The following is a 22,384-nucleotide window of genomic DNA, read 5'->3' as shown; positions in this document are numbered from 1 at the left end:
TGATTTTTGTTCGCATATCGCACAAATGGAGCCATGATATGGCCGTCAACGAAAGAGACATGATGGGCGGTCTCGCCAAGGGATTGCGGGTCATCGAGGCCTTCAGCGCCGAGCGCCCGCGCCTGTCGATTTCCGATGCCGCCGAGATTGCCGGGCTGGACCGCGCCACGACACGGCGTTGCCTACTCACGCTTTCGGAACTCGGTTATGCGGCTTATGACGGCAAGTTCTTTACCGTGACGCCGAAGGTGCTGCGGCTCGGCACCGGCTGTCTTGCCACCATGCCGCTGCCGCGCATCGTGCAGCCGCTGCTCGACCGATTGTCGGAGGAAATCGGCCAGAGCACCTCCGTTTCCATTCTGGATGAGACCGAGATCGTTTACGTGGCCCGCGCCGCACAGCAGCGGGTGATGTCGATTGCGCTGATGCCGGGTTCGCGCCTGCCCGCCTATTGCACTTCCATGGGCCGCGTTCTGCTTTCGGCGCAGACGGCCGAGCGGCAGCGCGACATTCTCGAAGCCTCCAGGCTGGTAGCACGCACGGACAAGACCATGACCGGCATGGACGCACTGCTCGCGGAAATCGAGGTCACCGGCCATCGCGGCTATGCGCTGATCGATCAGGAGGTCGAGATCGGTCTTCGCTCCATCGCCGTTCCGCTGAAAAGCGTGCGCGGCCAGACGGTTGCCGCCCTTAATGTCGGGCTTGCCGCCTCGGTCGCCTCGATGGAGGATCTGGTGGAGCGATATCTACCCGCCCTACTTGCCGTTCAGCGCGAACTGGCAAGAATGCTGGTCTGAAGCGGCACCTGCCGCGCGCCGGAATCCCCCATTTTCCGCTGCTCCGCCAGCCGCCAGGCACGCGGGGTCATGCCGGTCTCGCGCTTGAAGAACCGGTTGAAATAGGCCGGATCGGCAAAACCCAGCCCCTCGGCGATCATCTGCACGCTCGAAACGGTAAAAATCAGTTCCTGCTGGGCGATCTCGATCTGGCGTTTGGCGATCAGCCGCTGCAGGCTGAGGCCGGAAACGGAACGGACGAGGCGATTGAGATGCGTCTCGGAAAGACCGAGCTTTTGCGCATAAAACTCCGCTTTCTGCGGATCGCGAATATGGCGTGCAATCAGTGACAGCAAAAGTTCGAAACGCTGTTCCGCCAGACCTTCGCCGGTTCCCTCAAGCAGAGGCCGCGCCGCCCGCGCCAGGAGCCCCGTCACGATGGCCAACTGACCTTCGATAATGGCATCCCGGCCCGTTTCACGGGTTTCATATTCGACGGAAATCTGTTCGAACCCGCTGCGCAGGCGTTCGCCATCGGCGAAATCCCGCAACGGCAACAGGACAGGCCGGTGGAAATTCCGCAGCAACAGCGCCTGCACCGATGCCGGCAGGGCGCCCGGCAGCACGGTAACGATCACCCCGCCGATATCGCGCGAAAACCGGAAGCCGTGTTCGAAACCCGGTGGCACGACAATGGCGACCGGCGGGCGGATCGCTTCGGTGCGACCATCCAGCAGGGCATCGCCCTCACCGCCCCCAATGTACAAGATTTGTTGAAAGGCGGCGTGGCGGTGCAGGCCGATTTCAAAGCGGTGCAGGCTGCTTCTGGAAAAAAGCGTCTCGCAATGGAAGCGGAAATCAGTTCCTTGCACCGCCTCTTCGCCATACAAACCTTCGCTTGCAGCAAGCCGCATGTTCCTTCGCTCCTCCTCATAATGGTCGGATTGTGCAATTTGCCGATTAGAAAGTCCATTGAGCTTGCAGCATCCCTTGGTCAATTTCTTGATAGGAGACAAGTTCGGGAGGAAACAATGCGCACCCAGGTCGTCATCATCGGCTCCGGCCCCTCGGGGCTTCTGCTTGGCCAGCTTCTGGCCAGAGAGGGCGTCGAGACCGTCATTCTTGATCGGGTCAGCAAGGAGTACATTCTCGGCCGCGTCCGCGCCGGCGTGCTGGAGGAAGGCACGGTGCAACTCATGGAAAAGGTCGGTGCGGATAAGCGCCTGCACCGCGAAGGCCTGCCGCATGACGGTTTTTCGCTGACCTTCGATGGCCGCGACCACCGCATCGATCTCTTCGACCTGACCGGCGGCAAACGCGTCATGGTTTATGGCCAGACCGAGGTGACCCATGACCTGATGGATAGACGCGACGCGGCAAATCTTGTGACCATCTACGACGCCGGCAATGTCGAACCGCATGATTTCGATGGCGCAAGCCCCTATGTCACCTATCAGAAGGACGGCGTAACCCACCGTATCGATTGCGATTTCATCGCCGGTTGCGACGGCTTTCACGGGGTGAGCCGCAAATCGGTGCCGCAGGGGGCGATCAAGGAATTCGAGAAGGTCTATCCTTTTGGCTGGCTCGGCATTCTCGCTGACGTGCCGCCGGTCAATCACGAACTCATCTATGCCAACCATCCGCGTGGTTTTGCGCTCTGTTCCATGCGCTCAAACACGCGCAGCCGTTATTACATTCAATGTTCGCTGGAGGACCGGCCGGAAGACTGGAGCGACCAGCGCTTCTTCGACGAAATCCGCCGCCGCCTGCCGGAAAACCATGCGGATGCCATGGTCACCGGCCCGTCCTTTGAAAAATCCATCGCGCCGCTCCGGTCATTCGTCTGTGAACCGATGCGGTTCGGAAGGATGTTTCTGGCCGGAGACGCCGCCCATATTGTGCCGCCGACGGGCGCCAAGGGCCTTAACCTTGCCGCCAGCGATGTTCATTATCTGAGCGAGGCGCTGATCGAATTTTATCGCGAGAAGTCCGAGGCCGGTATCGACGGCTATTCGCAGAAAGCGCTTTCCCGCGTCTGGAAGGCGGTGCGCTTTTCCTGGTGGATGACAACGATGATGCACCGCTTCCCCGATACCGGAGATTTTGGCCAGCGCATACAGGAGGCGGAGCTGGATTACCTGGTGCAATCGCGCGCCGCTTCCACCGCGCTTGCGGAGAACTATGTGGGGCTTCCTTACTGAGAGACAGCCTCCGGCCGACCATCAAGCAACTCGCCCGCCGCCTCGCGGATGGCCTGTATCAGCAACGACAGCGGCAGCGTGGGCTGCGTATCGGCCCTCACTGTCAGCCCCACCGGGCCACTGGTATCGCCGGTCTCGACGGGCAGGATTGCGAGAATACCATCCGCCACATCGGCCGCCACCACGCCTTCCGAGATGATCCAGATCGCATCGCTGGTGCGCAGGAAGGCGCGGCCGAAGGCGTCGGACACGGTTTCGATGCGGATCGGCAGGGCCGGCACGCCGTTGGCGATCAGGAACTGCTCGACGACTGGGCCGATGACTGATTGGCGTGTCGGCATCAGCACGGGGTATTCATGCAGGTGATCGAACACGGAAAGGCCGGGTAAGAGCAGCGGATGGCCGGCGCGCACCACGAAGCGCACTTTTTCCGAATAGAGATGCTCGAAGGAAAAACCGGCCATTTTCTGCGGCGCGGCGAGACGCCCGACGACGAGATCGAGATCGCCGACACGCAGCTGCTCCAGCAGAACCGCATTTTCTCCCGTCACGATCTTCACCGGGCTGCCGGTCTTTTCCGCCAGAAATCCGGCCATCGCCTTCGGCATGATGCGAACAGACACCGTGGGCAGAGCGCCGACCCGCACCGGCGGACCAGCGCGCGCCGCCTCCTGCGATACCGAATCGACCGCCTGGCGCAACGCCGTCATCGTTGCGCCCGCGTGGCGCAGGAACACCTCGCCATAACCGCTGATGCGGATGCCGCGCCCCTCCCGGTCGAACAGCGAGACGCCGAGAATCTCTTCCAGTTCACGGATCGTCTTCGTTACCGCCGGCTGGCTGACATGCAAGATCTCCGCGGCCCGGATGACGCTTTTTTGCCGCGCCACCTCCACGAAAGTCTGCAGGTGGCGGAACTTGATACGCTGATCGACCATTGCTCATATAATCCAGTGGTTATGATTTTCATCGATAATGTCATTTTACTTAACCGGAACCCGCTTGCAATATCCCCGGCAGGAGGAGCACATCATGCATTTTCTGCGCTGCGGCGAGACGGTGATCCATTATCACGTCAAGGGATTGGACACAGGCAAGCCGGTCGTCGCCTTCATCAATTCGCTCGGCACGGATTTCCGCATCTGGGATGCGGTGATTGAAGCGCTTGGCGATGATTATGCCTATGTGCTGCACGACAAGCGCGGCCATGGGCTTTCCGATGTCGGGCAGCCGCCCTATTCCATCGACGATCACGCCGGCGATCTGATCGCACTCCTCGATCATCTTGGCGTGAAGAGCGCGATCATCTGGGGCCTGTCGGTCGGCGGCCTGATTGCGCAGGGGCTTTATGCCCGCCGTCCCGATCTGGTGCGCGCGCTCATACTCAGCAACACCGCACACAGGATCGGCACGGCCGAGATGTGGAACGCCCGCATCGACAAGATCGCCGCAGACGGCCTCGTCTCGCTGGTCGATCCCGTCATGGAGCGTTGGTTTACACCCGCCTACCGCCAGCCTTACAACGCCGTCTATGCCGGCGCGCGCAATATGCTTTCGCAACAGCCGGAGGCCGGTTACAGCGGCACGTGTGCGGCCATCCGCGATGCGGATTTTACCGAACAGGCCGGGCGCATCGCCGTGCCGACGCTTTGTGTCGCGGGCGATCAGGATGGCTCTACCCCGCCGGAACTGGTGCAATCGCTGGCCGGTCTCATTCCCGCAAGCCGCTTCGTCACCATTGCCGGCTGCGGCCATATTCCCTGCCTCGAACAGCCGCTCATTTACGCACAGGCGGCAGGCATTTTTCTCAATACCTTGCCGGAGCATTGACCGATGGCGGACCATATCGACAAGAACGCAAGATTTGAACAGGGCATGAAGACCCGCCGCTTCGTACTCGGCGACGCCCATGTGGACCGGGCGCAGACCATGACGTCCGGTTTCGACCAGCCTTTCCAGCAGCTCATCACCGAAGCCGCCTGGGGAACGGTCTGGTCCGGCAACCACTGGACGAAGCGGGAGCGCTCGATGGTGACCATCGCCCTGCTCGCCGCCCTCGGGCAGGACGAGGAGCTGGCCATGCATGTGCGCGCCACCGCCAATACCGGCGCCACCGAAGCGGATATTCGCGAGGCACTGCTGCATGTGGCGATCTATGCCGGCGTGCCCGCCGCCAACCACGCCTTCAAGATCGCCAAGCTTGCCCTGGCCGGTATGAAGGCCGATAGTTCCGCTGATAATTCTGGCGATGGGGAGGAGACGAAATGAGCAACCAACCGCCCGAAACCGGGCCCTTCTTCGCGCGCAACCGCGATATTCATCCGCTCGCCTATGCGCCCGGCTACAAGACCTCGATCCTGCGCTCGCCGCAGCGCGCCCTGATTTCGCTTGAGGGCACCAAAAGCGAGATCACCGGCCCCGTTTTCGGCCATGGCATGCTCAACCCGCTGGATAACGACCTCATCCTCAACTATGCCCGCCCCGGCGAAATGCCTGTTGGCCCGCGCATTCTGGTCCACGGCCGGGTGCTGGACGAACGCGGCCGCGGCGTGGACGGCGCACTGGTGGAATTCTGGCAGGCCAATGCCGGCGGCCGTTACCGCCACAAAAAGGAAAGTTACCTCGCCGCCATCGATCCGAATTTTGGCGGCGTCGGCCGCACGATCACGGATGAAAACGGCTATTACTGGTTCAAGACCATCCAGCCCGGGGCTTATCCCTGGCCGAACGGCGTCAATGACTGGCGGCCGGCCCATATTCACTTCTCAGTCTTCGGCCACGGCTTTGCCCAGCGGCTGATTACCCAGATGTATTTCGAAGGCGATCCGCTGATCTGGAAATGTCCGATCGTGAAGACCATCCCCGATGAGGACGCGATCAAACGCCTGATCGCACCGCTGGACATGAATGCGACGCTGCCGATGGACATGCTCGCCTACAAGTTCGATATCGTCCTGCGCGGCCGCCGCTCGACCCTTTTCGAAAACCGCATGGAGGGAAACTGACCATGGTTCAGCCGCTCAGCTATCTCAAGGAAACCGCCTCGCAGACGGCAGGCCCTTACGTGCATATCGGCTGCACGCCGAATTTCGTCGGCATCGAGGGCGTGTTCGAGCGGGATCTCGGTTCAGGTCCGCTTTATAACGACAAGGCCCGCGGCGAACGCATCAGCGTGCGCGGCACCGTCTATGACGGTGCGGGAATGGCGCTGAAGGACGCGCTGATCGAAATCTGGCAGGCCGATTGCGACGGTTATTACAACAGCCCCAGCGAAACGCGGGGCAAGGCCGATCCGAATTTCATCGGCTGGGGCCGTTCGCCCGGCGACATGGATACGGGCGAATTCGTCTTCGAGACGATCAAGCCTGGTACCGTGCCCTTCCGCGATGGCCGGCCGATGGCGCCGCACATCACCTTCTGGATCGTCGCCCGCGGCATCAATATAGGCCTGCAGACCCGCATGTATTTCCCGGAAGAACAGGAGGCCAATGCCGCCGACCCGGTTCTTGCCCGCATCGAGCAAAAAAGCCGCATCGCCACGCTTGTCGCCAAAAAGGAAGAAGGCAACGTTTATCGCTTCGATATCCGTCTTCAGGGCGAAGGCGAAACCGTGTTTTTCGATATCTGACGCATATCGCGCTAAGGTGTGCAGCGGTTTTGCGACGACGATATGCGCAAAAGAAAGCGAGACGGAAGATGAGCCTTTCCCCCTTCGAGCATCCGTTTCTGTCAGGCCTCTTCGGCGACAGCGAGGTCGTCGAGCTGTTTTCGGCAAAAGCGGATATCGACGCCATGGTCCGTTTCGAGACGGGGCTGGCGCAGGCGGAAGGGCAGGCCGGCATCATCCCCTCGGAGGCGGCAGAAGAAATCGTTTCGCGGCTTTCGGACTTTGCCGCCGATATGACCGCGCTTCGCCATGGCGTCGCGAAGGACGGCGTCGTGGTTCCGGAACTCATCCGGCAGATGCGCGCGTCCGTCGGCGGCAAGGCGACGGACAGGGTGCATTTCGGAGCCACCAGCCAGGATGTCATCGATACCAGCCTGATGCTGCGGCTGAAGGCTGCAACGGAAATCATTTCTGCTCGGCTCGGTCGTCTGATCGATGCGCTGGGAGACCTTTCCTCCCGCGACGGCCACAACCCGCTGACGGGCTATACCCGCATGCAGGCCGCCATCGGTATCACCGTCGCCGACCGGGCGGCGAGCTGGACTGCGCCGCTTGAACGCCACCTGCTGCGGCTCGAAACATTCGCACAGAGCGGCTTCGCCCTGCAATTCGGCGGTGCTGCCGGCACGCTGGAAAAGCTTGGCGGCAATGCCGCAGCGGTGCGTGCCGATCTCGCAAAACGGCTCGGCCTTGCCGACAGGCCGCAATGGCAGAGCCAGCGCGACGGCATCGTCGAATTCGCCAATCTGCTCTCGCTGATCACCGGCGCGCTCGGCAAGTTCGGGCAGGATATCGCGCTGATGGCCGAACTCGGCGCGGAAGTCCGCCTCTCCGGCGGCGGCGGCTCCTCGGCCATGCCGCACAAACAGAACCCGGTCAATGCCGAAACGTTGGTGACGCTCGCACGCTTCAATGCCGTGCAGATATCGGCGTTACACCAGTCGCTGGTACACGAACAAGAAAGGTCCGGCGCGGGCTGGATGCTGGAATGGCTGTCTCTGCCGCAAATGGTGACGGCAACGGGCGCCTCGCTGCTGATCGCCGAGCGATTGGCCGAGCAGATAGACAGGCTGGGCATAGGCGAAAACTAGGGCATTTCCAGGAAAAGTGGAACCCGGTTTCCCGTCCGAAAATGCTTCAAAATAAAGAGGTGGAGAATTTTCGCGATTTGAAGAAAAGCGAAAATACTCCAGCCGCAAGACCGGTCTATTTCTTGCGCAGACAGCGTTTCCGGGGGCCGCCGAACGGCGGACCGGAGGCGACATGACGACGCGTGGCGGCAAGCATTCTTTATGACCGCGACGACAATGCGAATATTTCCAGATATACAGCCGCAACTACGGGGAAGGTTTCTTCTTCGAAATCATCGAAAGGCGCGGGCGCGATGAACGCCCCATTCCGTATCGCCGCACAACGACGGCTTGCGCCGCCGGTCGGCATGCCGAAGGAATAAATCCCGGCGCCGAAATACGATCAGGCCTCAGACGGCAGGAATGCCGCTGCGGCCTGTTCTCATTCACGCCAGTGTCGTTATCTCATAATCGCGTGGAATGGCGGAGGTCGCCCTGAACCACTCGGACGCCCGTGTCCGCTGCTGATGGAAATCGAAGGCGGCACGGTCGGCGAAAAGCTCCTCCACCTGCCAGATCAGGGAATCGTCCGATTCGGACACCTCGAAGGAAAGACAGCCGGGTTCCGCTCTGGTCAGGCGCAGATGTTCGGGAAGGTGGCGCCGCACCAGCTCGACATCGTCCTTGGACAAACACTGTAAAAATCCGCTCAGCCTGACTGCGCCCGCCTTGTCGTTCATGGCCGGTACTCCATTCCTCATCGTTCGTCTCAAAGGTTCTATCGGCGATAATTTCAAAATACACGCATCATTGCGAAGCATTCTTCTAGAACCCGCGCTCAAAATCGGTGCAGCTGCGTATTTGTAGAGCAGTACATAAAAATTGTTCAACACTCTGGACATGATTGTTCGGTTTTGTTAGCTTTTTCGGCAAAACAAGGGTGGGGAATTAGAGTTACATGCGCATCGTCGAATCTGCGTCCGACGCAAATCGTCCGGCCAGCGCCGCTGAGGTTGCCTGCGGCGCTTTGGGGGCATCGAATGTGCCGTTTCAGCGGGCGGCGGCCAACCGGCATTTTGCCGGCAAAGCGGCCTGAAACATGCGACTTTTCGTTGCCTTCTCTGCCTTCAGTGCGGTGTCGCCCAGCAGGCGTGCCCGAGACATTTCCCCTTGCTCATTTTCATATGGCCACGCCAGCCTTGCCGCGTGCGCCACGCCGGAGACGCTGACATGACTGCCGCACACGCAAACGCCCTCCTCTCGGTCGAAGGCCTGAGCGTCGAATTTGGCAACAGCCGCGTCGTGGACGATATCTCCTTCCGCGTCGAGCCCGGCCGCACGGTCGCGGTCGTCGGCGAATCCGGATCAGGAAAATCGGTCACCTCGCTTTCCACCATGCGACTTGCGGACATGATGGGCGCGACCTACCCCACCGGCAAAATCCTGTTTGAAGGCAAGGACTTGCTGAAGGCGTCGCAGAAAGAAATGCGCTCGATCCGCGGCAAGGAGATCGCCATGATCTTCCAGGAGCCGATGACCTCGCTCAACCCTGTCTTCACCATCGGCGACCAGATATGCGAAGTGCTTGTGCTGCATGAGAAAATGGGCAAGCAGGCGGCGATGGCGCGGGCGCAGGAGCTTCTCGAAATGGTGCGCCTGCCCGATGCGGCAGAACTTCTGAAACGGTATCCACACCAGCTTTCCGGCGGCATGCGCCAGCGCGTGATGATCGCCATGGCGCTCGCCTGCCGGCCGAAGCTTTTGATCGCCGACGAGCCGACGACAGCGCTTGACGTCACCATTCAGGCGCAGATCCTCAACATCATGCGCGACCTGCAAAAGAAGCTCGGCATGGGCATGGTCTTCATCACCCACGATATGGGCGTGGTGGCGGAAATGGCCGATGACGTGGTCGTCATGTGGAAGGGCAAGAAGGTGGAGGAAGGTCCGGTCAAGGATATATTCGCCAATCCGCAGCACCCTTACACGCGCGCCCTGCTCTCCGCCGTTCCACGTCTCGGCAGCATGGAAGGCGAAGAGTTTCCCAAGCGCCTGCCGCTCACGGTGTTGCAAGATGGCCAGCCGGTCGTGGTTGGTGAAGAGCGCGTGCAAAACACTGCGAAATATGACGCGAAGCCGCTGCTGTCGGTGAAGGACCTGTTCGTGCGTTTCGATATCCGCAAGAACCTGTTCGGCAAGGCGACCCACCGCCTCAGCGCCGTGCAGAAGGTCAGCTTCGATATTCACGCCGGCGAAACGCTGGCACTGGTGGGCGAATCCGGTTCCGGCAAATCCACCATCGGCCGCACCATCCAGCAGCTGCAGACGGCGGTATCGGGCGAAATTGCCTTCAATGGCCGCAGCTATTCTGACATGTCGGCGGCGGAGCGCTTTCGCATGCGCCAGGAAGTGCAATATATCTTCCAGGACCCCTTCGCCTCGCTCGATCCGCGCAAGACGGTCGGTTTTTCGATTGCCGAGCCGATCAACACCCATGGCTTGATCAACGATCAGAAGGCCGTAAAGCGGCGGGTGGATGAATTGCTGGAGCGTGTGGGCCTTTCCTCCGAACATGCCGCGCGTTATCCGCACGAGTTTTCCGGCGGCCAGCGCCAGCGCGTCTGCATTGCCCGCGCACTGGCTTCCGATCCCAAGCTCATCATTGCAGACGAAGCGCTGTCGGCGCTCGACGTCTCCATTCAGGCGCAGATCATCAATCTGTTCATGGATTTGCAGGCCGAGCGTGGTCTCGCCTATCTCTTCATCAGCCATGACATGGCTGTCGTGGAAAAGATGAGCCACCGCGTCGCGGTGCTTTATCTCGGCCAGATCATGGAAATGGGCAGCCGCCGTCAGGTGTTCGAAACGCCGACGCATGATTATACGCGCCGCCTGCTTTCGGCCGTGCCGGTCGCCGATCCGACCATCGAGCGCCGCATCGCCATGATCGAGGGCGAAATCCCCAATCCCGTGCGCCGTGTCGGTGATGAGCCGGCCATTCTCGCCCATGAGGAAATCAATCCGGGCCACTTCATCGCGAAGAGCGCCTGAATAACAACCAGAACCGCAACCATCTGAAGAGGAACAGGTAGATGACAATAATCAAGAAGGGGATGACGACAACGTTCGTCGCGCTTGCCATGGCCGCATCGGCCTTGACCGCCGCACCGGCTCTTGCCGCCGGCAAGATGACCATTTCCAGCCCGCAGGACCCGGGCAGCTGGGATCCGATCGACACTTTCCTCGTGCAATGGGCTGCCGTCGCCACCAACATCTTCGACGGCCTGACCTATCGCGGCCCGGACCTGAAACTCGTGCCCGGCCTTGCCGAATCCTGGGAAGAGCTGGATGAGGGCAAGCGCATCCGCTTCAAGCTGCGCCAGAACGTCAAGTTCCACAATGGCGAGCCCTTCAACGCCGCCGCGGTCAAGTTCACCTTCGAGCGCCTTCTCGGCGAACAGGGTGCCAAGGGCCCGCAGCGCTCCAACTATGTCGCCATCGAAAGCGTCGATGTCATCGATGACTACACGGTGGACATGAAGCTGAAGGCGCCGGATCCGGTGCTGCTGACCAAGCTTGCCGGTTATGGCGGCATGATCGTTCCGCCGAAGTACATTCAGGAAAAGGGCGAGGACAATTTCAACCTCAACCCGGTTGGCACCGGCGCGTTCAAATTCGTTTCCTACGCACCGAAGACCAACATCAAGCTGGAGGCCAACGCCGACTACTGGGGCGGTGCGCCAAAACTTTCCGAACTGGAATATCGCTTCATTTCCGAGCCGGCGACCGCCGTTGCCGAATTGCAGGCCGGCCGCGTCGATCTCGTCATTCCGCCCACCATCCCGATCGGCATGATCCCGGTTATCCAAGGCGATTCCAAGCTGGAGATTGTCAGCGTGCCCGGCCCGACGGTCGATGCGCTGCGTTTCAACACCCGTGATGGCATCACCGCCGATCCGAAGGTGCGCAAGGCCATCATCATGGCCGTCGACCGTGGCACCATCGTCAAGTCGATCCTCGCCGGTCAGGCCTCCGAGATTGCAAGCTTCCAGAGCGCGCTGTCCTTCGGTTACGATCCGGAGCTGAAGCCGCTGCCCTACGATCCGGAAGGTGCAAAGAAGCTTCTTGCGGAAGCCGGCGTCAAGCCCGGTGCGGCGCTCCAGATCGATATCCGTGGCAATGACGCGACGATGAACGAGGTGGCGCAGGTCATTTCCAGCTATCTGTCCATGGTCGGCATCACCGCCACCATCAAGCCCTATGAGACCAACGTTCTCCTGAACGACATCATCCCGCAGGGCAAGACCGGCGCGATGTTCCAGCAGAAATGGGGCGGCTGGACCTTCGATTACGACAACACGGCCTATTCCATGTATCACTCCGGTGAAAAGTGGAACCCTTACGACAAGGACGAGAAGCTGGACAAAATGCTGGAATCCCAGCGTCCGCTGACCGACCGTGCCGAGCGCGAAAAAATCCTCAAGGAAATCGGCAGCTATACCGCCGAACGCGCGCTCGAAATCCCGCTTTACAACACCAATGCCATTTACGGCATCAACAAGCGGGTCAAGGGTTTCGTGGCACCGCCGGATAACCGCCTGAAGCTGACCGACGTCACCGTCGAATAATCAGGCTGGTTTTTCTGATCAACACACCTTGCCCGCCGCAATGCGGGCAAGGTCGGGTCTCTCTTCAAGGTAAAAAACGTGGCCGGTTTCCTCATCAAGCGATTGCTGCAGGCGATTTTTGTCGTCATCGCCATCACCCTTCTCGTTTCCTTCGCCATCCGCCTCACCGGTGACCCCGCCGTCACCATGTTCCAGGGCGGTGGCAGCATGACGGAAGACGATCTGGCGCGCATCCGCGCAGCGCTCGGCACCGACCGGCCATTCTTCGTGCAATATTTCAGCTTCCTGAAGGGTCTCGTGACGCTCGATTTCGGCCGCAGCTTCACCGGCAGCACGCCCGTCTCGCGCCTGATCGCGGATGCCCTACCCGCAACGCTTCTCCTCGCCTTCATCTCCATGGCGGTCTCGATTGCGCTGTCGATCCCGCTCGGCATCAAGGCCGCAACCTCGCGCGGCAAGACGGCCGATCAGGTGATCCGCATCTTCTCGCTCGTCGGCCTGTCCTTCCCGAATTTCTGGCTGGCCACCATGCTGGTGCTCTTATTCTCCATCACGCTCGGCTGGCTGCCGCCAAGCGGCATGGGCGGCTTTGCCAGCTACATCATGCCCGCCGTCACCATGGGCGTCATCCTGACGGCTACCAATGTGCGGCTGGTGCGCACGGCCATGCTGGATACGCTGCGCTCGCAATATGTCATGGTGGCGCGCGCAAAGGGGCTGAGCGAAAATAAGGTTCTCTACAAGCACGCGCTGCGCAATTGCGCCATTCCGCTCATCACCTATTTTGGCCTGCAATTCGGCGGGCTGCTCGGCGGCATCGTCGTCATTGAGCGCGTCTTCAACTGGCCGGGCCTCGGCACGCTGGCCTTCGACGCCGTCGGCGCGCGTGATTATCCCGTGCTTCAGGCCGTCATCACCGTGCTGTCGCTGATGATCGTCGGCATCAACCTTCTGGTCGATATCGCCTATGGCCTTGTCGATCCGCGCATCCGCACGGAGTAAGTGACGATGGCTGCCAAAACCTCGCGTCTTTCGCGCTTCACCAATCTCGAATTCGTCCTCGGCGCGTCGCTGACGACAATCATCTGCCTTGCCGTCATCTTTTCCGACGTGCTGTTTCCGGGCGGGGCCGACAAGATCGACCTCATGGCGCGCCTTGCCAAGCCGTTTGCCAATGCCGCCCATCCGCTCGGCACCGATCCGCTGGGGCGTGACGTGCTCGCGCGCGTCGTCGCCGGCGGCAAGATCTCGCTGCTGGTCGGCTTCACCTCCGTCATCGGCGCTGTCATCTTCGGCGTCGCGGTCGGACTGGTGGCCGGTTATTATCGCGGCTTCTGGGACATGCTGGTCATGCGCTTTGCCGATATCCAGCTCGCCATGCCCTTCATCCTGCTCGCCATCACCTTCATCGCCATTGTCGGCGGCAGCCTCACCAACACCATCATCCTCCTGATCGTCTCGCAATGGGTGCAATATGCCCGCCTCGTGCGCGGCTCGGTGCTGACGCTTCGGGAGCGGGAATTTATCCTTTCCGCCCGCGCTATCGGCGTGAAGGACTGGCGCATCATTCTCCAGCACCTGCTGCCGAACCTCATCGGCCCTGTCATCGTGCTGATGACGCTCAATGTCGCCAACAACATCCTGCTCGAAAGCAGCCTCACCTTCCTCGGTCTCGGCGTCGATCCGACCATTCCGAGCTGGGGCGGCATGCTGGCGGATGGACGGACCTATCTGCAAACCGCATGGTGGGTCAGCGTCTTCCCGGGTCTTGCTATCCTTCTGACGGTGCTTGGCCTCAACCTTCTCGGTGACTGGCTGCGCGACAGCCTCGACCCCACCGGCAGAACCTCGAGGTAACAGCGATGAGCCAGATTTTCGAGCAGACTTTCGAACGCACGCTGGATAGGCTTCTTGCCAATGCCGAACCCGGCCAGTCCTTCGAGGCATGGAGCTTCGATGACGCCAAAAGCCGTCGCGAAGCCGAAAACCGACTGAAGAAAAAAGGGGTCAGCGCCCGCATCCGCAGCGCCTACAAGCCGCTTCTCTTCACATTTCTGGAAGAGATCAGCCTCGATGGCGTCGACACCATCGAGGTGCGTTACCCGGTGCACGCCAGCGCGCCGGCCAACCGTTTCCGGTTGGAGGCCTATCCCCTGGCGGCGCTGGTGGGCGATACGAAGATCGACTTCATCGCCCGAAAAGACGACGAGTTCCATTATGATGTTACCCTGAGCCGCAACGGCAAGACGGAAACCCTGAAGGTTCTGGCGCCGAACCGGGTTCACACAGATATCGTCGGCGAAACCAACGTCTCTCCCACCGGCTGGTTCCGGCCTGCCGGCAACGCTTCAGGTGAGCGGCTGGAGACGGATTACGAACGGCTTTTCGAAGCGGCGATCCAAGCCGTCGCCGACCATGGCTGGGGTGACAACGAGCCCTTTTTTGAAGAACTGAACATTCGCGTCACGCATCCGGCCGAAGATCTGCCGCTGGCGGTTGGCGACGAAGTCGTCAGCCTGCGCGAAGCCCTGCATGAAGATTTCTATTTCTCGCTCTTGGAGTTCTTCCAGAAAAAATCCGGCCGCCCGCTTGGCGACCGGGGACTGAAGCCCGGCCAGATCGTACCGGAAATCGTCAAAAGCGAGGGCGAAGTCTCCGTCCGCATCGAGGCCCGCAGGCTCACCACCGTCTTTCTCGATGGTCGCGAACAGGAGATCGATACAGCCAGCGAACCGGTTGCGGCAGGCCAGCTCACGAAGCTGCTTGAAGAAATCGGCGGCGAGGCATTCGAGGCGCGCTCTCGTTCCGGCCGTATTCTTGCCGCCCGGTATGTCGCCGGCAGCGATGCCGCCGTGATGATCAGCGGCGGTCAGCACCCTAACGAGACCACAGGCATCGTCGGCGCCATCCGGGCCGCCCGCAGGCTCGCCGGACGCAAGGGCGCGCATTTCACCATTTCGCCGCTGGAAAATCCGGATGGTTACGCCCTGCATCAACGGCTGAGAGCCGACAATCCGCGCCACATGCATCACGCAGCGCGTTACACGGCGCTCGGCGACGATCTCGAATATCGCACGCTGGAAAATTCAGGCAGCCATATCAACGAGAAGGAAATCCGCTTCAAGGCGCAGGACATCAGCGGTGCCAGCCTGCATGTGAACCTGCACGGTTATCCATCTCACGAATGGACCCGACCGCTTTCCGGTTATGTACCGCGCAATTTCGCCATGTGGACGCTACCGAAGGGTTTCTTCCTCATCATCCGCCACCATGTGGACTGGGAAAGGCAGGCCGAGGCCCTGCTCGACCGGGTGACCCGCCATCTTGGCGCCATTCCCGGCCTGCTCGACTACAACAACCGACAGATCGCACTTTATGAAATCCACGCCGGTGAAACCGGTTTTCGCATCATCAACGGCTTCCCGTGCCTGTCGTCCGTCGATGACCGCCACACCGTACCGATGACGCTGATCACCGAATATCCAGACGAGACAATCTACGGCAACGATTTCATCACCGGCCACACCGCACAGATGGAAACGGTTCTCTCGGCCTATGACGCCTGGCAGGAAATCCTGTCACCACAGGTCGCCTAATAGAGCCAGTCGGAGACGGCGGGAGCGAAAGCGGCGGGAAAAGGCGATAACAAGTCAAACCCGATCAAGCAGGAAGCGGAGCGGTTTTGCATGGTAAGGGCGTGAACCACAGGAGACCCCATGCCCGCTCTCGACAAGCTCATCTGGCAGATCGAAACCGATCTGCACAAGGACCTGACATTGACGGTCCTGTCTAATCGCTGCGCAATCAGTACACATCACATGTGCCGGTTGTTCCAGCTTTCCACCGGCCTGTCGATCATGTCCTACGTCCGGGCACGCCGCCTTTCCAGGGCAGCGGAAACCATCGCGCTGTGCGATGGCGACATCCTCACCGCAGCACTTGATGCGGGATACGGGTCCCATGAGGCGTTCACGCGAGCCTTTGCGAATTATTTCAATGCATTACCGAGCACTGTTCGCAAGGCCCGATCAACCTCGTCCCTTGATCTCATGGAGCCATTAAAAATGAAAACCGACATGTTCGTCGAAGTCCAGCCGCCGGAAATGCGCCGTGCCGACGCCTTTATGGTTGTGGGTCTCAGTACCCCGTGCTCACTGGAGAATAACAGCACCATTCCCGCCCTCTGGCAGCGCTTCAATCTACGCGAAAGCGAGGTCGAGGAGGTGGTATCCGGGGCCGCCTACGGAGTGTGCAGCGCCGCCGATGAAGCCGGCAACTGCACCTATCTCGCCGGCGTCCAGGCGCTGAAAACAACACCGGGCATGGATCATACCGAGTTGCCCGCACAATCCTACGCGGTCTTCACCCATAACGGACACATCTCGGATCTTCCACGAACGGTCTACACGATCTGGAACAAGGCGCTGCCCGATGCCGGACTGAAAACCGCCGACTCTCCCGATTTCGAACGTTATGACCGGCGCTTCAATCCTGAGACCGGGCGGGGAAGCGTGGAAATCTGGATACCCGTCATCGCCTGAAACAATGGCCTGTAAAGACCATATGCTCCAGCCAGCGTTGGGGCATATGGCGCATGGGCCGCCGCCCAACCGGAGACGGTCCGCCTATTTTGCCGACGCGGCGGTGGCGAGCTTCTGGTCCCGCTGCTTCTGCAGCAGCTTCTTGCCCTTGCTGAGAATATGCAAGTTGGCGGCATCCAGCTTGTTATAGGCAGCCTGGATGATATCGAGATCGGAGACATGCCCGACCGCTGCGAGCTTGTACATGACGTCTCCGACGGCGACGTCGATGGTCGGCGCAGGCGTGGTGGCGACGTCCCGCGCGGCGGCCTGAACACCCTCCGCCGTTCCGCCCATGCCGAGATAGAGCGTGAGCGCCTTGCGAAGAAACGCCTCGCGGCGTTCGATCTTGTTGTTGAGTATACTTTCGCCGACGCGATTACGCATCAGCTCAACGGCTCTGTTTTGATATTCGCTCATCAGACACCAAATAAAGTTCAGAAATATTCTTCGCGAGGCTACGAACAATCCCCTTAAAACTGGTTAAGGCGTGGCGTTCGCCTTCGCGTGAACACCATTGCGCACCGAGTTTACCCGAAGCTGTTTTCCCGCGTCTGAAACGACCGGCGACGGAACCGGTTTGAAAATCGTTCAGGCGGCGTTATTGTCCTTTCCGGTTTGGGGCGGGGCGCAACAAAGCCGTTATTGATAACCGTCAGGTTATTTATACCCCCCCTTATTTCATTTTACTTTGGCCGCCGCACTCATCAATCTGACAGCCTGGATCGGTGGACGGGAGCCACGGATCAATTGGGAGGAAGTCATGAAAATGCGGATCACCGCCGCCATCGCGGCCATTTGTTTTAGTTCCGTTGCCTATGCCGATACGATCAAGGTGGGTGTAGTCGGTCCGTTCTCCGGCCCCTTCGCGTTGCAGGGCAAGAACTTCAAGGCCGGCATCGACGCCTGGTTCGCCCTTAACGGCAACAAGGTCGGCGACGATACGGTTGAAATCGTCTATCGCGATGTTCCGCAGGCCGATCCGGCGCAGTCCAAGGCGCTGGCGCAGGAGCTGGTGGTCAAGGAAGGCGTGCAATATCTCGCCGGCTTTTATTTCACCCCCGACGCCATGGCGGTTACGCCGCTTCTGAAGCAGGGCAATGTGCCGATGGTCATCATGAATGCCGCCACTTCGGCCATCGTGACCAAGAGCCCCTATGTGGTGCGCACCTCGTTCACCACCTGGCAGACCTCCACCCCCATCGCCAAGGTGGCCTTTGACGGCGGCGTGAAGAAGGTCATTTCGCTGGTCAGCGATTACGGCCCGGGCGTCGACGCCGAAAACGCTTTCAAGGCAGCCTTCACCGCCGCCGGCGGCGAAGTGGTGGAAACCATCCGCATGCCGCTTTCCACCAATGATTTCAGCCCGATCATGCAGCGCGTGAAGGATTCCGGCGCTCAAGGCGTCTTCGCCTTCCTGCCGTCAGGCCCGACCACGCTCGGCTTCGTCAAGGCCTTCAACGATAACGGCCTGAAATCTTCAGGCGTCAAACTTTTCGCACCGGGTGATCTGACACAGGAATCCGATCTGCCGGCGCTCGGCGAGGCAGCACTCGGCATGCAGACGACCTTCCATTACGCTGTCTCACATGATTCCGCTGAGAACAAGACCTTCGTGGAAGCCGCCACCAAGGCGATCGGCAATCCGAAGGAACTGTCCTTCCCCTCCGTTGGCGCCTTTGACGGCATGTACGTCATCAGCAAGATGATCGAGGCCACCGGCGGCAAGCAGGATGCGGAAAAGGCGGTGGACGCGGTAAAGGGTCTTTCCTGGACAAGCCCGCGTGGCCCGGTCAGCATCGATCCGGAAAGCCGCCACATCACGCAGAACATCTATCTGCGCGAAGTGGCCAAGGGCGATGACGGCAATTATTACAACAAGGAAGTCCAGACCTTCGAAAAACAGGGTGATCCGGGCCTCGCCGCCGCGAAGTAAAGAACAGTTTTGACGACGTTGTCGGGTCGCCAATAGCGGCCCGTCTCCGGCCCGGATGGGCATTGCAGCACCGGGAGGAGCTTTTCAGCATGCAGACGGTCTTCAGCATCCTTGTCGATGCGCTTGCCTATGGCATGGTCCTGTTCATCATCTCCATCGGCCTTTCGGTCACGATGGGGCTGATGCGGGTGGTCAATCTGGCGCATGGCGCTTTCGCCATGATCGGCGGTTACCTCGCCTCCTATGCCGCCCACGGCCTCGGCCTCGGTTACGCCGTGGCGATCCTCGTCGCCATCGTCGGCACCATCGTCATCGCCATTCCGCTCGAACGTTTCCTCTATCGCCGCATCTATGGCGCGCCGGAGCTGACGCAGGTGCTAATGACCATCGGCATCACGTTTTGCATCATCGGCATCGCCAATTTCGTCTTTGGCCCAACGCTGAAGACCATTCCCTTGCCGCAGCAACTAGCCGGCCCCACCGATCTCGGCTTCCGCACCATTGCCACGCACCGCATCTTCGCCATTGCCTGTGGGCTGGCCGTGGCCGGCGCATTGTGGTTCACCTTCGAAAAGACGGCCTTCGGCATCAAGCTGCGCGCAGCCGTCGATAATGCCGCCATGGCAGCCGCACTCGGCGTGCGCACCGAAATCATCTACGCCGTCAGCTTTGCCATCGCCGTCGGCCTTGCCGCCATGGGCGGCGTCATCGGCGCGGAACTTTTGCCGGTCGAACCCTATTATGCGCTGCGCTACATGGTGACCTTCCTGGTGGTGGTCTCGGTTGGGGGCGCAGGCTCCATTCCCGGCGCGCTGATCGCCTGTCTTCTGCTCGGCGCGATCGACACGACCGGGCGGTATCTTGCTCCTGAATATGGCGAATTCTTCTTTTACCTGGCGGTCATCGTGATCATCACGCTGTTCCCGCGCGGCCTTCTCGGAAGGGCGAAATGAGATGGCGGTGCTCATGAACGACGTGACTGAAACGGCAGAAATCCCGAAGTCGCGCTCACCGCTGCGCACGCTTGCGGGACCGCTCCTCATCATCATGGCCGCGATTGCCGGTTATTACCTGTTTCCGGATAATCTGGCGCTTCTGACCCGCATCATCGCCATCGCGCTGCTGGTGCTGTCGATTGATCTTGTTACCGGTTATTGCGGCGTCGCGACACTTGGCCATGCCGCGCTCTTCGGCGCGGGCGCCTATGCCGCCGGCATTGCCGCAGCCCATTTCGAGATCACCGATCCGCTACTGATGACCGTGATCGGCGCAGGCGCGGGCGGCGTGGCCGGGTTGGTCTCCGGCACCGTCCTCTTGCGCGCCCACGGCCTGCCGCAGCTCGTTCTTTCCATCGCCGTCATTCACCTGTTCCACGAGGCCGCCAACAAAGCCTCCGGCTGGACCGGCGGCAGCGACGGGCTATCGGGCGTCTCTCCCGACGCCCTGTTCGGCACTTTCGAATTCGATCTTTTTGGCCGCACCGCCTATATCTATGGCGTCTGTCTGCTGCTCCTCGTGTTCCTCGCCCTCAAGGTGGTGGTCAATTCGCCCTTCGGCATGTTGTGCCGCGGCGTCAAGCAGGACAGCATCCGCATCCAGGCCATGGGCGGTTCGGTCAATGGCACTATTTTGAAGATGTTCGTCATATCGGGCATCGTCGCCGGCATTGGCGGCGCGCTGAACGCCATCTCCACCCAGGTCGTCGGTCTCGACAGCCTCAGCTTCACGCTTTCAGCCGAAGGGCTGGTCATGCTGGTGCTCGGTGGCGCAGGTTCGCTTTACGGGGCGCTGATCGGCACCGTCACATTCATGTGGTTCGAGGATGTGGTTTCCGCCGCCAACCCGTTCCACTGGCTCACCATTGTCGGCCTGCTGCTGATTGCCGTCGTGCTGTTTGCGCCGCGCGGGCTTTATGGCGCGGGTGAAGACATCATTGCGCGCATTCGTGGAGGTCGCAAATGAGCGCCATTTTCGAAGTCTCCGGCCTCAAGAAAAATTTCGGCGGCCTCGTCGTCACCAATAATGTGTCGATGTCGCTTTCGCCAGGAGACCGCACGGTGCTGATCGGCCCCAATGGCGCCGGCAAGACCACCTTCGTCAATCTTGTCACCGGCAATATCAAGCCCTCGGCCGGAACGGTGCGCATCGCCGGCGAGGATGTGACCGGCCTCAGCGCCAGCCAGCGGGTGAAGCGCGGCCTCGTCCGTTCGTTCCAGGTCACAAGGTTGTTTCAGGACATGACGCCGGAGGAACATGTGGCGCTTGCCATTCTCCAGCGCGAAGGCAAGACGGGCCGGATTTTCGGCCGATACCGCGCCATGCCCTCGGTGATGAGCGAAGCCCGCGACATTCTCGGCACGCTCGGCCTTCTGGCGCTTGCCGAAACTCGGGTGCGCGAAATCGCCTATGGCCAGCAGCGTCTGATCGAGATCGCGCTGGCCATGGCGCTTCGCCCGAAAATCCTGCTGCTCGACGAACCCGCGGCCGGCGTGCCTTCCACGGAAACGGCGCGCATCGAACAGGCGCTCGACCGGCTGCCGGCTGATCTCGCCATATTGATGATCGAACACGACATGGATCTGGTTTTCCGGTTTGCCAAACGTGTGGTGGTGCTCGCCGCAGGCGCCGTCATCTTCGACGGCTCGCCGGAAGACGTCACCAGCAATGCGGAAGTCCGCCAAGCCTATCTGGGAAGTTACGCCGATGCCCGCAGCGCCGCTTGAAATCACCAATCTCACCGCCGGTTACGGCCCGACAAGGGTCATCGAGGGCCTGTCGCTTTCCGTGCCGTCGGGCTCGCGTTTTGCCGTGCTCGGCCGCAATGGCGTCGGCAAGACCAGCCTCTTCGCCACACTGGCCGGCCAGACGAAACGCTTCGCCGGCGATATCCGCATCGGCGGGCAGAACATCGCCGCTTTGCCGAGTGCTGCCCGCGCCAAAGCCGGCCTCGGCTACGTGCCGCAGACCCGCGATGTGTTTCCCACCCTCACCGTCGAGGAAAACCTGTTCGTCGGCCTCAAGGGCAGGCCGAAATCGGCCATCGAGGAAGCCTACACGCTGTTTCCGCGCCTCAAAGAGCGCCGCCGCAATCTCGGCTCGCAGCTCTCCGGCGGCGAACAGCAGATGCTTTCCACGGCCCGCAGCATTCTTGGCCAGCCGCGCGTGCTGCTGCTCGACGAACCGCTCGAAGGTCTCGCTCCCGTCATCTGCGAGGAGCTGATGGCGGCCTTCTCCAAGCTCGCCCAATCCGGCGAAATGACCATCCTCCTCGTTGAACAGCGCATCCAGATGGCCATCGACTTCGCCGACCACGCCATCATCATGGAACGCGGCCGCATCGTCTGGGAAGGGCCATCCAGCGATCTTGCGGAAAACCCGGATATTATCGATACGCATCTCGGAGTTGGCGGGCTGCACTAATTTGAAACGCTATTCACCCTCAGCCCGTCACTCCGGCTTTGCATCGGGATGACGGAAGCAATGCCATGCGAGCACCACCCGGCCTCATTTACCGTTTCCT

The 22,384-nt window shown here is 60.7% G+C and carries 22 protein-coding genes; 18 read left to right on the top strand and 4 right to left on the bottom strand.

The window, feature by feature from the left end:
* Positions 1-38: 38 nt before the first annotated feature.
* Positions 39-800, top strand: coding sequence for an IclR family transcriptional regulator (locus tag PL597_RS16530; RefSeq protein WP_271365741.1), 762 nt, complete (start codon positions 39-41; stop codon positions 798-800).
* On the opposite strand, the gene PL597_RS16525 is transcribed toward PL597_RS16530, so the two are convergent.
* A complete protein-coding gene (locus tag PL597_RS16525) occupies positions 770-1,693 on the bottom strand; it encodes a helix-turn-helix domain-containing protein (protein ID WP_271365740.1) in 924 nt (307 codons plus the stop codon). The two genes, PL597_RS16530 and PL597_RS16525, sit on opposite strands and share 31 nt — an antisense overlap.
* A gap of 117 nt (positions 1,694-1,810) precedes the next feature.
* Here PL597_RS16525 and pobA point away from each other — a divergent pair, with 117 nt between their 5' ends.
* Complete coding sequence (gene pobA, locus PL597_RS16520; RefSeq protein ID WP_271365739.1) at positions 1,811-2,983, top strand: 4-hydroxybenzoate 3-monooxygenase; 1,173 nt, start codon at positions 1,811-1,813, stop codon at positions 2,981-2,983.
* On the opposite strand, the gene pcaQ is transcribed toward pobA, so the two are convergent.
* Entirely contained in the window at positions 2,977-3,921 is a 945-nt protein-coding gene (gene pcaQ / locus PL597_RS16515) for a pca operon transcription factor PcaQ (RefSeq protein ID WP_271365738.1), read from the bottom strand. The two genes, pobA and pcaQ, sit on opposite strands and share 7 nt — an antisense overlap.
* Positions 3,922-4,015: 94 nt before the next feature.
* Here pcaQ and pcaD point away from each other — a divergent pair, with 94 nt between their 5' ends.
* From pcaD to PL597_RS16490, 5 genes are all read left to right on the top strand, one after another.
* Complete coding sequence (gene pcaD / locus PL597_RS16510; protein WP_149148254.1) at positions 4,016-4,813, top strand: 3-oxoadipate enol-lactonase; 798 nt, start codon at positions 4,016-4,018, stop codon at positions 4,811-4,813.
* Between the two features lie 3 nt (positions 4,814-4,816).
* Positions 4,817-5,251 carry a 4-carboxymuconolactone decarboxylase gene (gene pcaC / locus PL597_RS16505; protein WP_149148255.1) on the top strand — a complete coding sequence of 145 codons (435 nt, stop codon included), beginning with the start codon at positions 4,817-4,819 and terminating at the stop codon, positions 5,249-5,251.
* Positions 5,248-5,988 (top strand): protocatechuate 3,4-dioxygenase subunit beta, encoded by a 741-nt coding sequence (pcaH, locus tag PL597_RS16500; protein WP_077984025.1) that lies wholly within the window; start codon positions 5,248-5,250, stop codon positions 5,986-5,988. Before pcaC ends, pcaH begins: the two co-directional genes overlap by 4 nt.
* 2 nt (positions 5,989-5,990) lie before the next feature.
* Complete coding sequence (gene pcaG / locus PL597_RS16495; protein WP_077984026.1) at positions 5,991-6,611, top strand: protocatechuate 3,4-dioxygenase subunit alpha; 621 nt, start codon at positions 5,991-5,993, stop codon at positions 6,609-6,611.
* 68 nt (positions 6,612-6,679) lie between these two features.
* On the top strand, positions 6,680-7,741 hold the full coding sequence (locus PL597_RS16490; RefSeq protein ID WP_149148256.1) for a 3-carboxy-cis,cis-muconate cycloisomerase: 1,062 nt from the start codon (positions 6,680-6,682) through the stop codon (positions 7,739-7,741).
* Positions 7,742-8,166: 425 nt separating this feature from the next.
* On the opposite strand, the gene PL597_RS16485 is transcribed toward PL597_RS16490, so the two are convergent.
* Complete coding sequence (locus PL597_RS16485) at positions 8,167-8,460, bottom strand: putative quinol monooxygenase (protein ID WP_187772260.1); 294 nt, start codon at positions 8,458-8,460, stop codon at positions 8,167-8,169.
* Between the two features lie 490 nt (positions 8,461-8,950).
* Here PL597_RS16485 and PL597_RS16480 point away from each other — a divergent pair, with 490 nt between their 5' ends.
* From PL597_RS16480 to PL597_RS16455, 6 genes are all read left to right on the top strand, one after another.
* Positions 8,951-10,771 (top strand): ABC transporter ATP-binding protein, encoded by a 1,821-nt coding sequence (locus tag PL597_RS16480; RefSeq protein ID WP_271365735.1) that lies wholly within the window; start codon positions 8,951-8,953, stop codon positions 10,769-10,771.
* Between the two features lie 41 nt (positions 10,772-10,812).
* On the top strand, positions 10,813-12,348 hold the full coding sequence (locus tag PL597_RS16475) for an ABC transporter substrate-binding protein (RefSeq protein ID WP_077984037.1): 1,536 nt from the start codon (positions 10,813-10,815) through the stop codon (positions 12,346-12,348).
* A gap of 78 nt (positions 12,349-12,426) precedes the next feature.
* A complete protein-coding gene (locus PL597_RS16470) occupies positions 12,427-13,350 on the top strand; it encodes an ABC transporter permease (RefSeq protein WP_003519820.1) in 924 nt (307 codons plus the stop codon).
* 6 nt (positions 13,351-13,356) lie between these two features.
* Entirely contained in the window at positions 13,357-14,205 is an 849-nt protein-coding gene (locus tag PL597_RS16465) for an ABC transporter permease (RefSeq protein ID WP_077984038.1), read from the top strand.
* Between the two features lie 5 nt (positions 14,206-14,210).
* Positions 14,211-15,944: a M14 family metallopeptidase gene (locus PL597_RS16460; protein ID WP_191217464.1), complete on the top strand. Its 1,734-nt coding sequence runs from the start codon at positions 14,211-14,213 to the stop codon at positions 15,942-15,944.
* Positions 15,945-16,064: 120 nt separating this feature from the next.
* Positions 16,065-16,889, top strand: coding sequence for an AraC family transcriptional regulator (locus tag PL597_RS16455; protein ID WP_271365733.1), 825 nt, complete (start codon positions 16,065-16,067; stop codon positions 16,887-16,889).
* Positions 16,890-16,973: 84 nt separating this feature from the next.
* Here PL597_RS16455 and PL597_RS16450 read toward each other — a convergent pair whose 3' ends face one another.
* On the bottom strand, positions 16,974-17,348 hold the full coding sequence (locus tag PL597_RS16450) for a hypothetical protein (RefSeq protein WP_077984041.1): 375 nt from the start codon (positions 17,346-17,348) through the stop codon (positions 16,974-16,976).
* 343 nt (positions 17,349-17,691) lie between these two features.
* On the opposite strand from PL597_RS16450, the gene PL597_RS16445 reads away from it, so the two are divergent.
* From PL597_RS16445 to PL597_RS16425, 5 genes are all read left to right on the top strand, one after another.
* On the top strand, positions 17,692-18,864 hold the full coding sequence (locus tag PL597_RS16445; RefSeq protein WP_077984138.1) for an ABC transporter substrate-binding protein: 1,173 nt from the start codon (positions 17,692-17,694) through the stop codon (positions 18,862-18,864).
* 89 nt (positions 18,865-18,953) lie between these two features.
* A complete protein-coding gene (locus PL597_RS16440; RefSeq protein ID WP_077984042.1) occupies positions 18,954-19,817 on the top strand; it encodes a branched-chain amino acid ABC transporter permease in 864 nt (287 codons plus the stop codon).
* A gap of 1 nt (position 19,818) precedes the next feature.
* Positions 19,819-20,826 carry a branched-chain amino acid ABC transporter permease gene (locus PL597_RS16435; protein ID WP_191217462.1) on the top strand — a complete coding sequence of 336 codons (1,008 nt, stop codon included), beginning with the start codon at positions 19,819-19,821 and terminating at the stop codon, positions 20,824-20,826.
* A complete protein-coding gene (locus PL597_RS16430; protein WP_077984044.1) occupies positions 20,823-21,587 on the top strand; it encodes an ABC transporter ATP-binding protein in 765 nt (254 codons plus the stop codon). The genes PL597_RS16435 and PL597_RS16430 overlap by 4 nt, the downstream gene beginning before the upstream one ends.
* Positions 21,568-22,284, top strand: coding sequence for an ABC transporter ATP-binding protein (locus PL597_RS16425; protein WP_271365732.1), 717 nt, complete (start codon positions 21,568-21,570; stop codon positions 22,282-22,284). Before PL597_RS16430 ends, PL597_RS16425 begins: the two co-directional genes overlap by 20 nt.
* Positions 22,285-22,384 lie beyond the last annotated feature (100 nt).

The organism is Agrobacterium sp. ST15.13.013, from assembly GCF_027956525.1.
In the GTDB taxonomy this organism is placed as follows: Bacteria; Pseudomonadota; Alphaproteobacteria; order Rhizobiales; family Rhizobiaceae; genus Agrobacterium; species Agrobacterium salinitolerans.
This window is presented reverse-complemented; position numbering and strand designations above follow the sequence as displayed.

Excerpts from the sequence above, each read along its gene's own strand:
- PL597_RS16445 (WP_077984138.1), top strand. The coding sequence starts at position 17,692 with ATGAAAATGCGGATCACCGCCGCCATCGCGGCCATTTGTTTTAGTTCC.
- pcaQ (WP_271365738.1), bottom strand. The coding sequence starts at position 3,921 with ATGGTCGATCAGCGTATCAAGTTCCGCCACCTGCAGACTTTCGTGGAG.
- PL597_RS16435 (WP_191217462.1), top strand. The coding sequence starts at position 19,819 with ATGGCGGTGCTCATGAACGACGTGACTGAAACGGCAGAAATCCCGAAG.
- pobA (WP_271365739.1), top strand. The coding sequence starts at position 1,811 with ATGCGCACCCAGGTCGTCATCATCGGCTCCGGCCCCTCGGGGCTTCTG.
- PL597_RS16455 (WP_271365733.1), top strand. The coding sequence starts at position 16,065 with ATGCCCGCTCTCGACAAGCTCATCTGGCAGATCGAAACCGATCTGCAC.
- PL597_RS16465 (WP_077984038.1), top strand. The coding sequence starts at position 13,357 with ATGGCTGCCAAAACCTCGCGTCTTTCGCGCTTCACCAATCTCGAATTC.
- PL597_RS16460 (WP_191217464.1), top strand. The coding sequence starts at position 14,211 with ATGAGCCAGATTTTCGAGCAGACTTTCGAACGCACGCTGGATAGGCTT.
- PL597_RS16450 (WP_077984041.1), bottom strand. The coding sequence starts at position 17,348 with ATGAGCGAATATCAAAACAGAGCCGTTGAGCTGATGCGTAATCGCGTC.
- pcaH (WP_077984025.1), top strand. The coding sequence starts at position 5,248 with ATGAGCAACCAACCGCCCGAAACCGGGCCCTTCTTCGCGCGCAACCGC.
- PL597_RS16440 (WP_077984042.1), top strand. The coding sequence starts at position 18,954 with ATGCAGACGGTCTTCAGCATCCTTGTCGATGCGCTTGCCTATGGCATG.
- PL597_RS16485 (WP_187772260.1), bottom strand. The coding sequence starts at position 8,460 with ATGAACGACAAGGCGGGCGCAGTCAGGCTGAGCGGATTTTTACAGTGT.
- PL597_RS16430 (WP_077984044.1), top strand. The coding sequence starts at position 20,823 with ATGAGCGCCATTTTCGAAGTCTCCGGCCTCAAGAAAAATTTCGGCGGC.
- pcaG (WP_077984026.1), top strand. The coding sequence starts at position 5,991 with ATGGTTCAGCCGCTCAGCTATCTCAAGGAAACCGCCTCGCAGACGGCA.
- PL597_RS16490 (WP_149148256.1), top strand. The coding sequence starts at position 6,680 with ATGAGCCTTTCCCCCTTCGAGCATCCGTTTCTGTCAGGCCTCTTCGGC.
- PL597_RS16475 (WP_077984037.1), top strand. The coding sequence starts at position 10,813 with ATGACAATAATCAAGAAGGGGATGACGACAACGTTCGTCGCGCTTGCC.
- PL597_RS16530 (WP_271365741.1), top strand. The coding sequence starts at position 39 with ATGGCCGTCAACGAAAGAGACATGATGGGCGGTCTCGCCAAGGGATTG.
- PL597_RS16480 (WP_271365735.1), top strand. The coding sequence starts at position 8,951 with ATGACTGCCGCACACGCAAACGCCCTCCTCTCGGTCGAAGGCCTGAGC.
- pcaD (WP_149148254.1), top strand. The coding sequence starts at position 4,016 with ATGCATTTTCTGCGCTGCGGCGAGACGGTGATCCATTATCACGTCAAG.
- pcaC (WP_149148255.1), top strand. The coding sequence starts at position 4,817 with ATGGCGGACCATATCGACAAGAACGCAAGATTTGAACAGGGCATGAAG.
- PL597_RS16525 (WP_271365740.1), bottom strand. The coding sequence starts at position 1,693 with ATGCGGCTTGCTGCAAGCGAAGGTTTGTATGGCGAAGAGGCGGTGCAA.
- PL597_RS16425 (WP_271365732.1), top strand. The coding sequence starts at position 21,568 with ATGCCCGCAGCGCCGCTTGAAATCACCAATCTCACCGCCGGTTACGGC.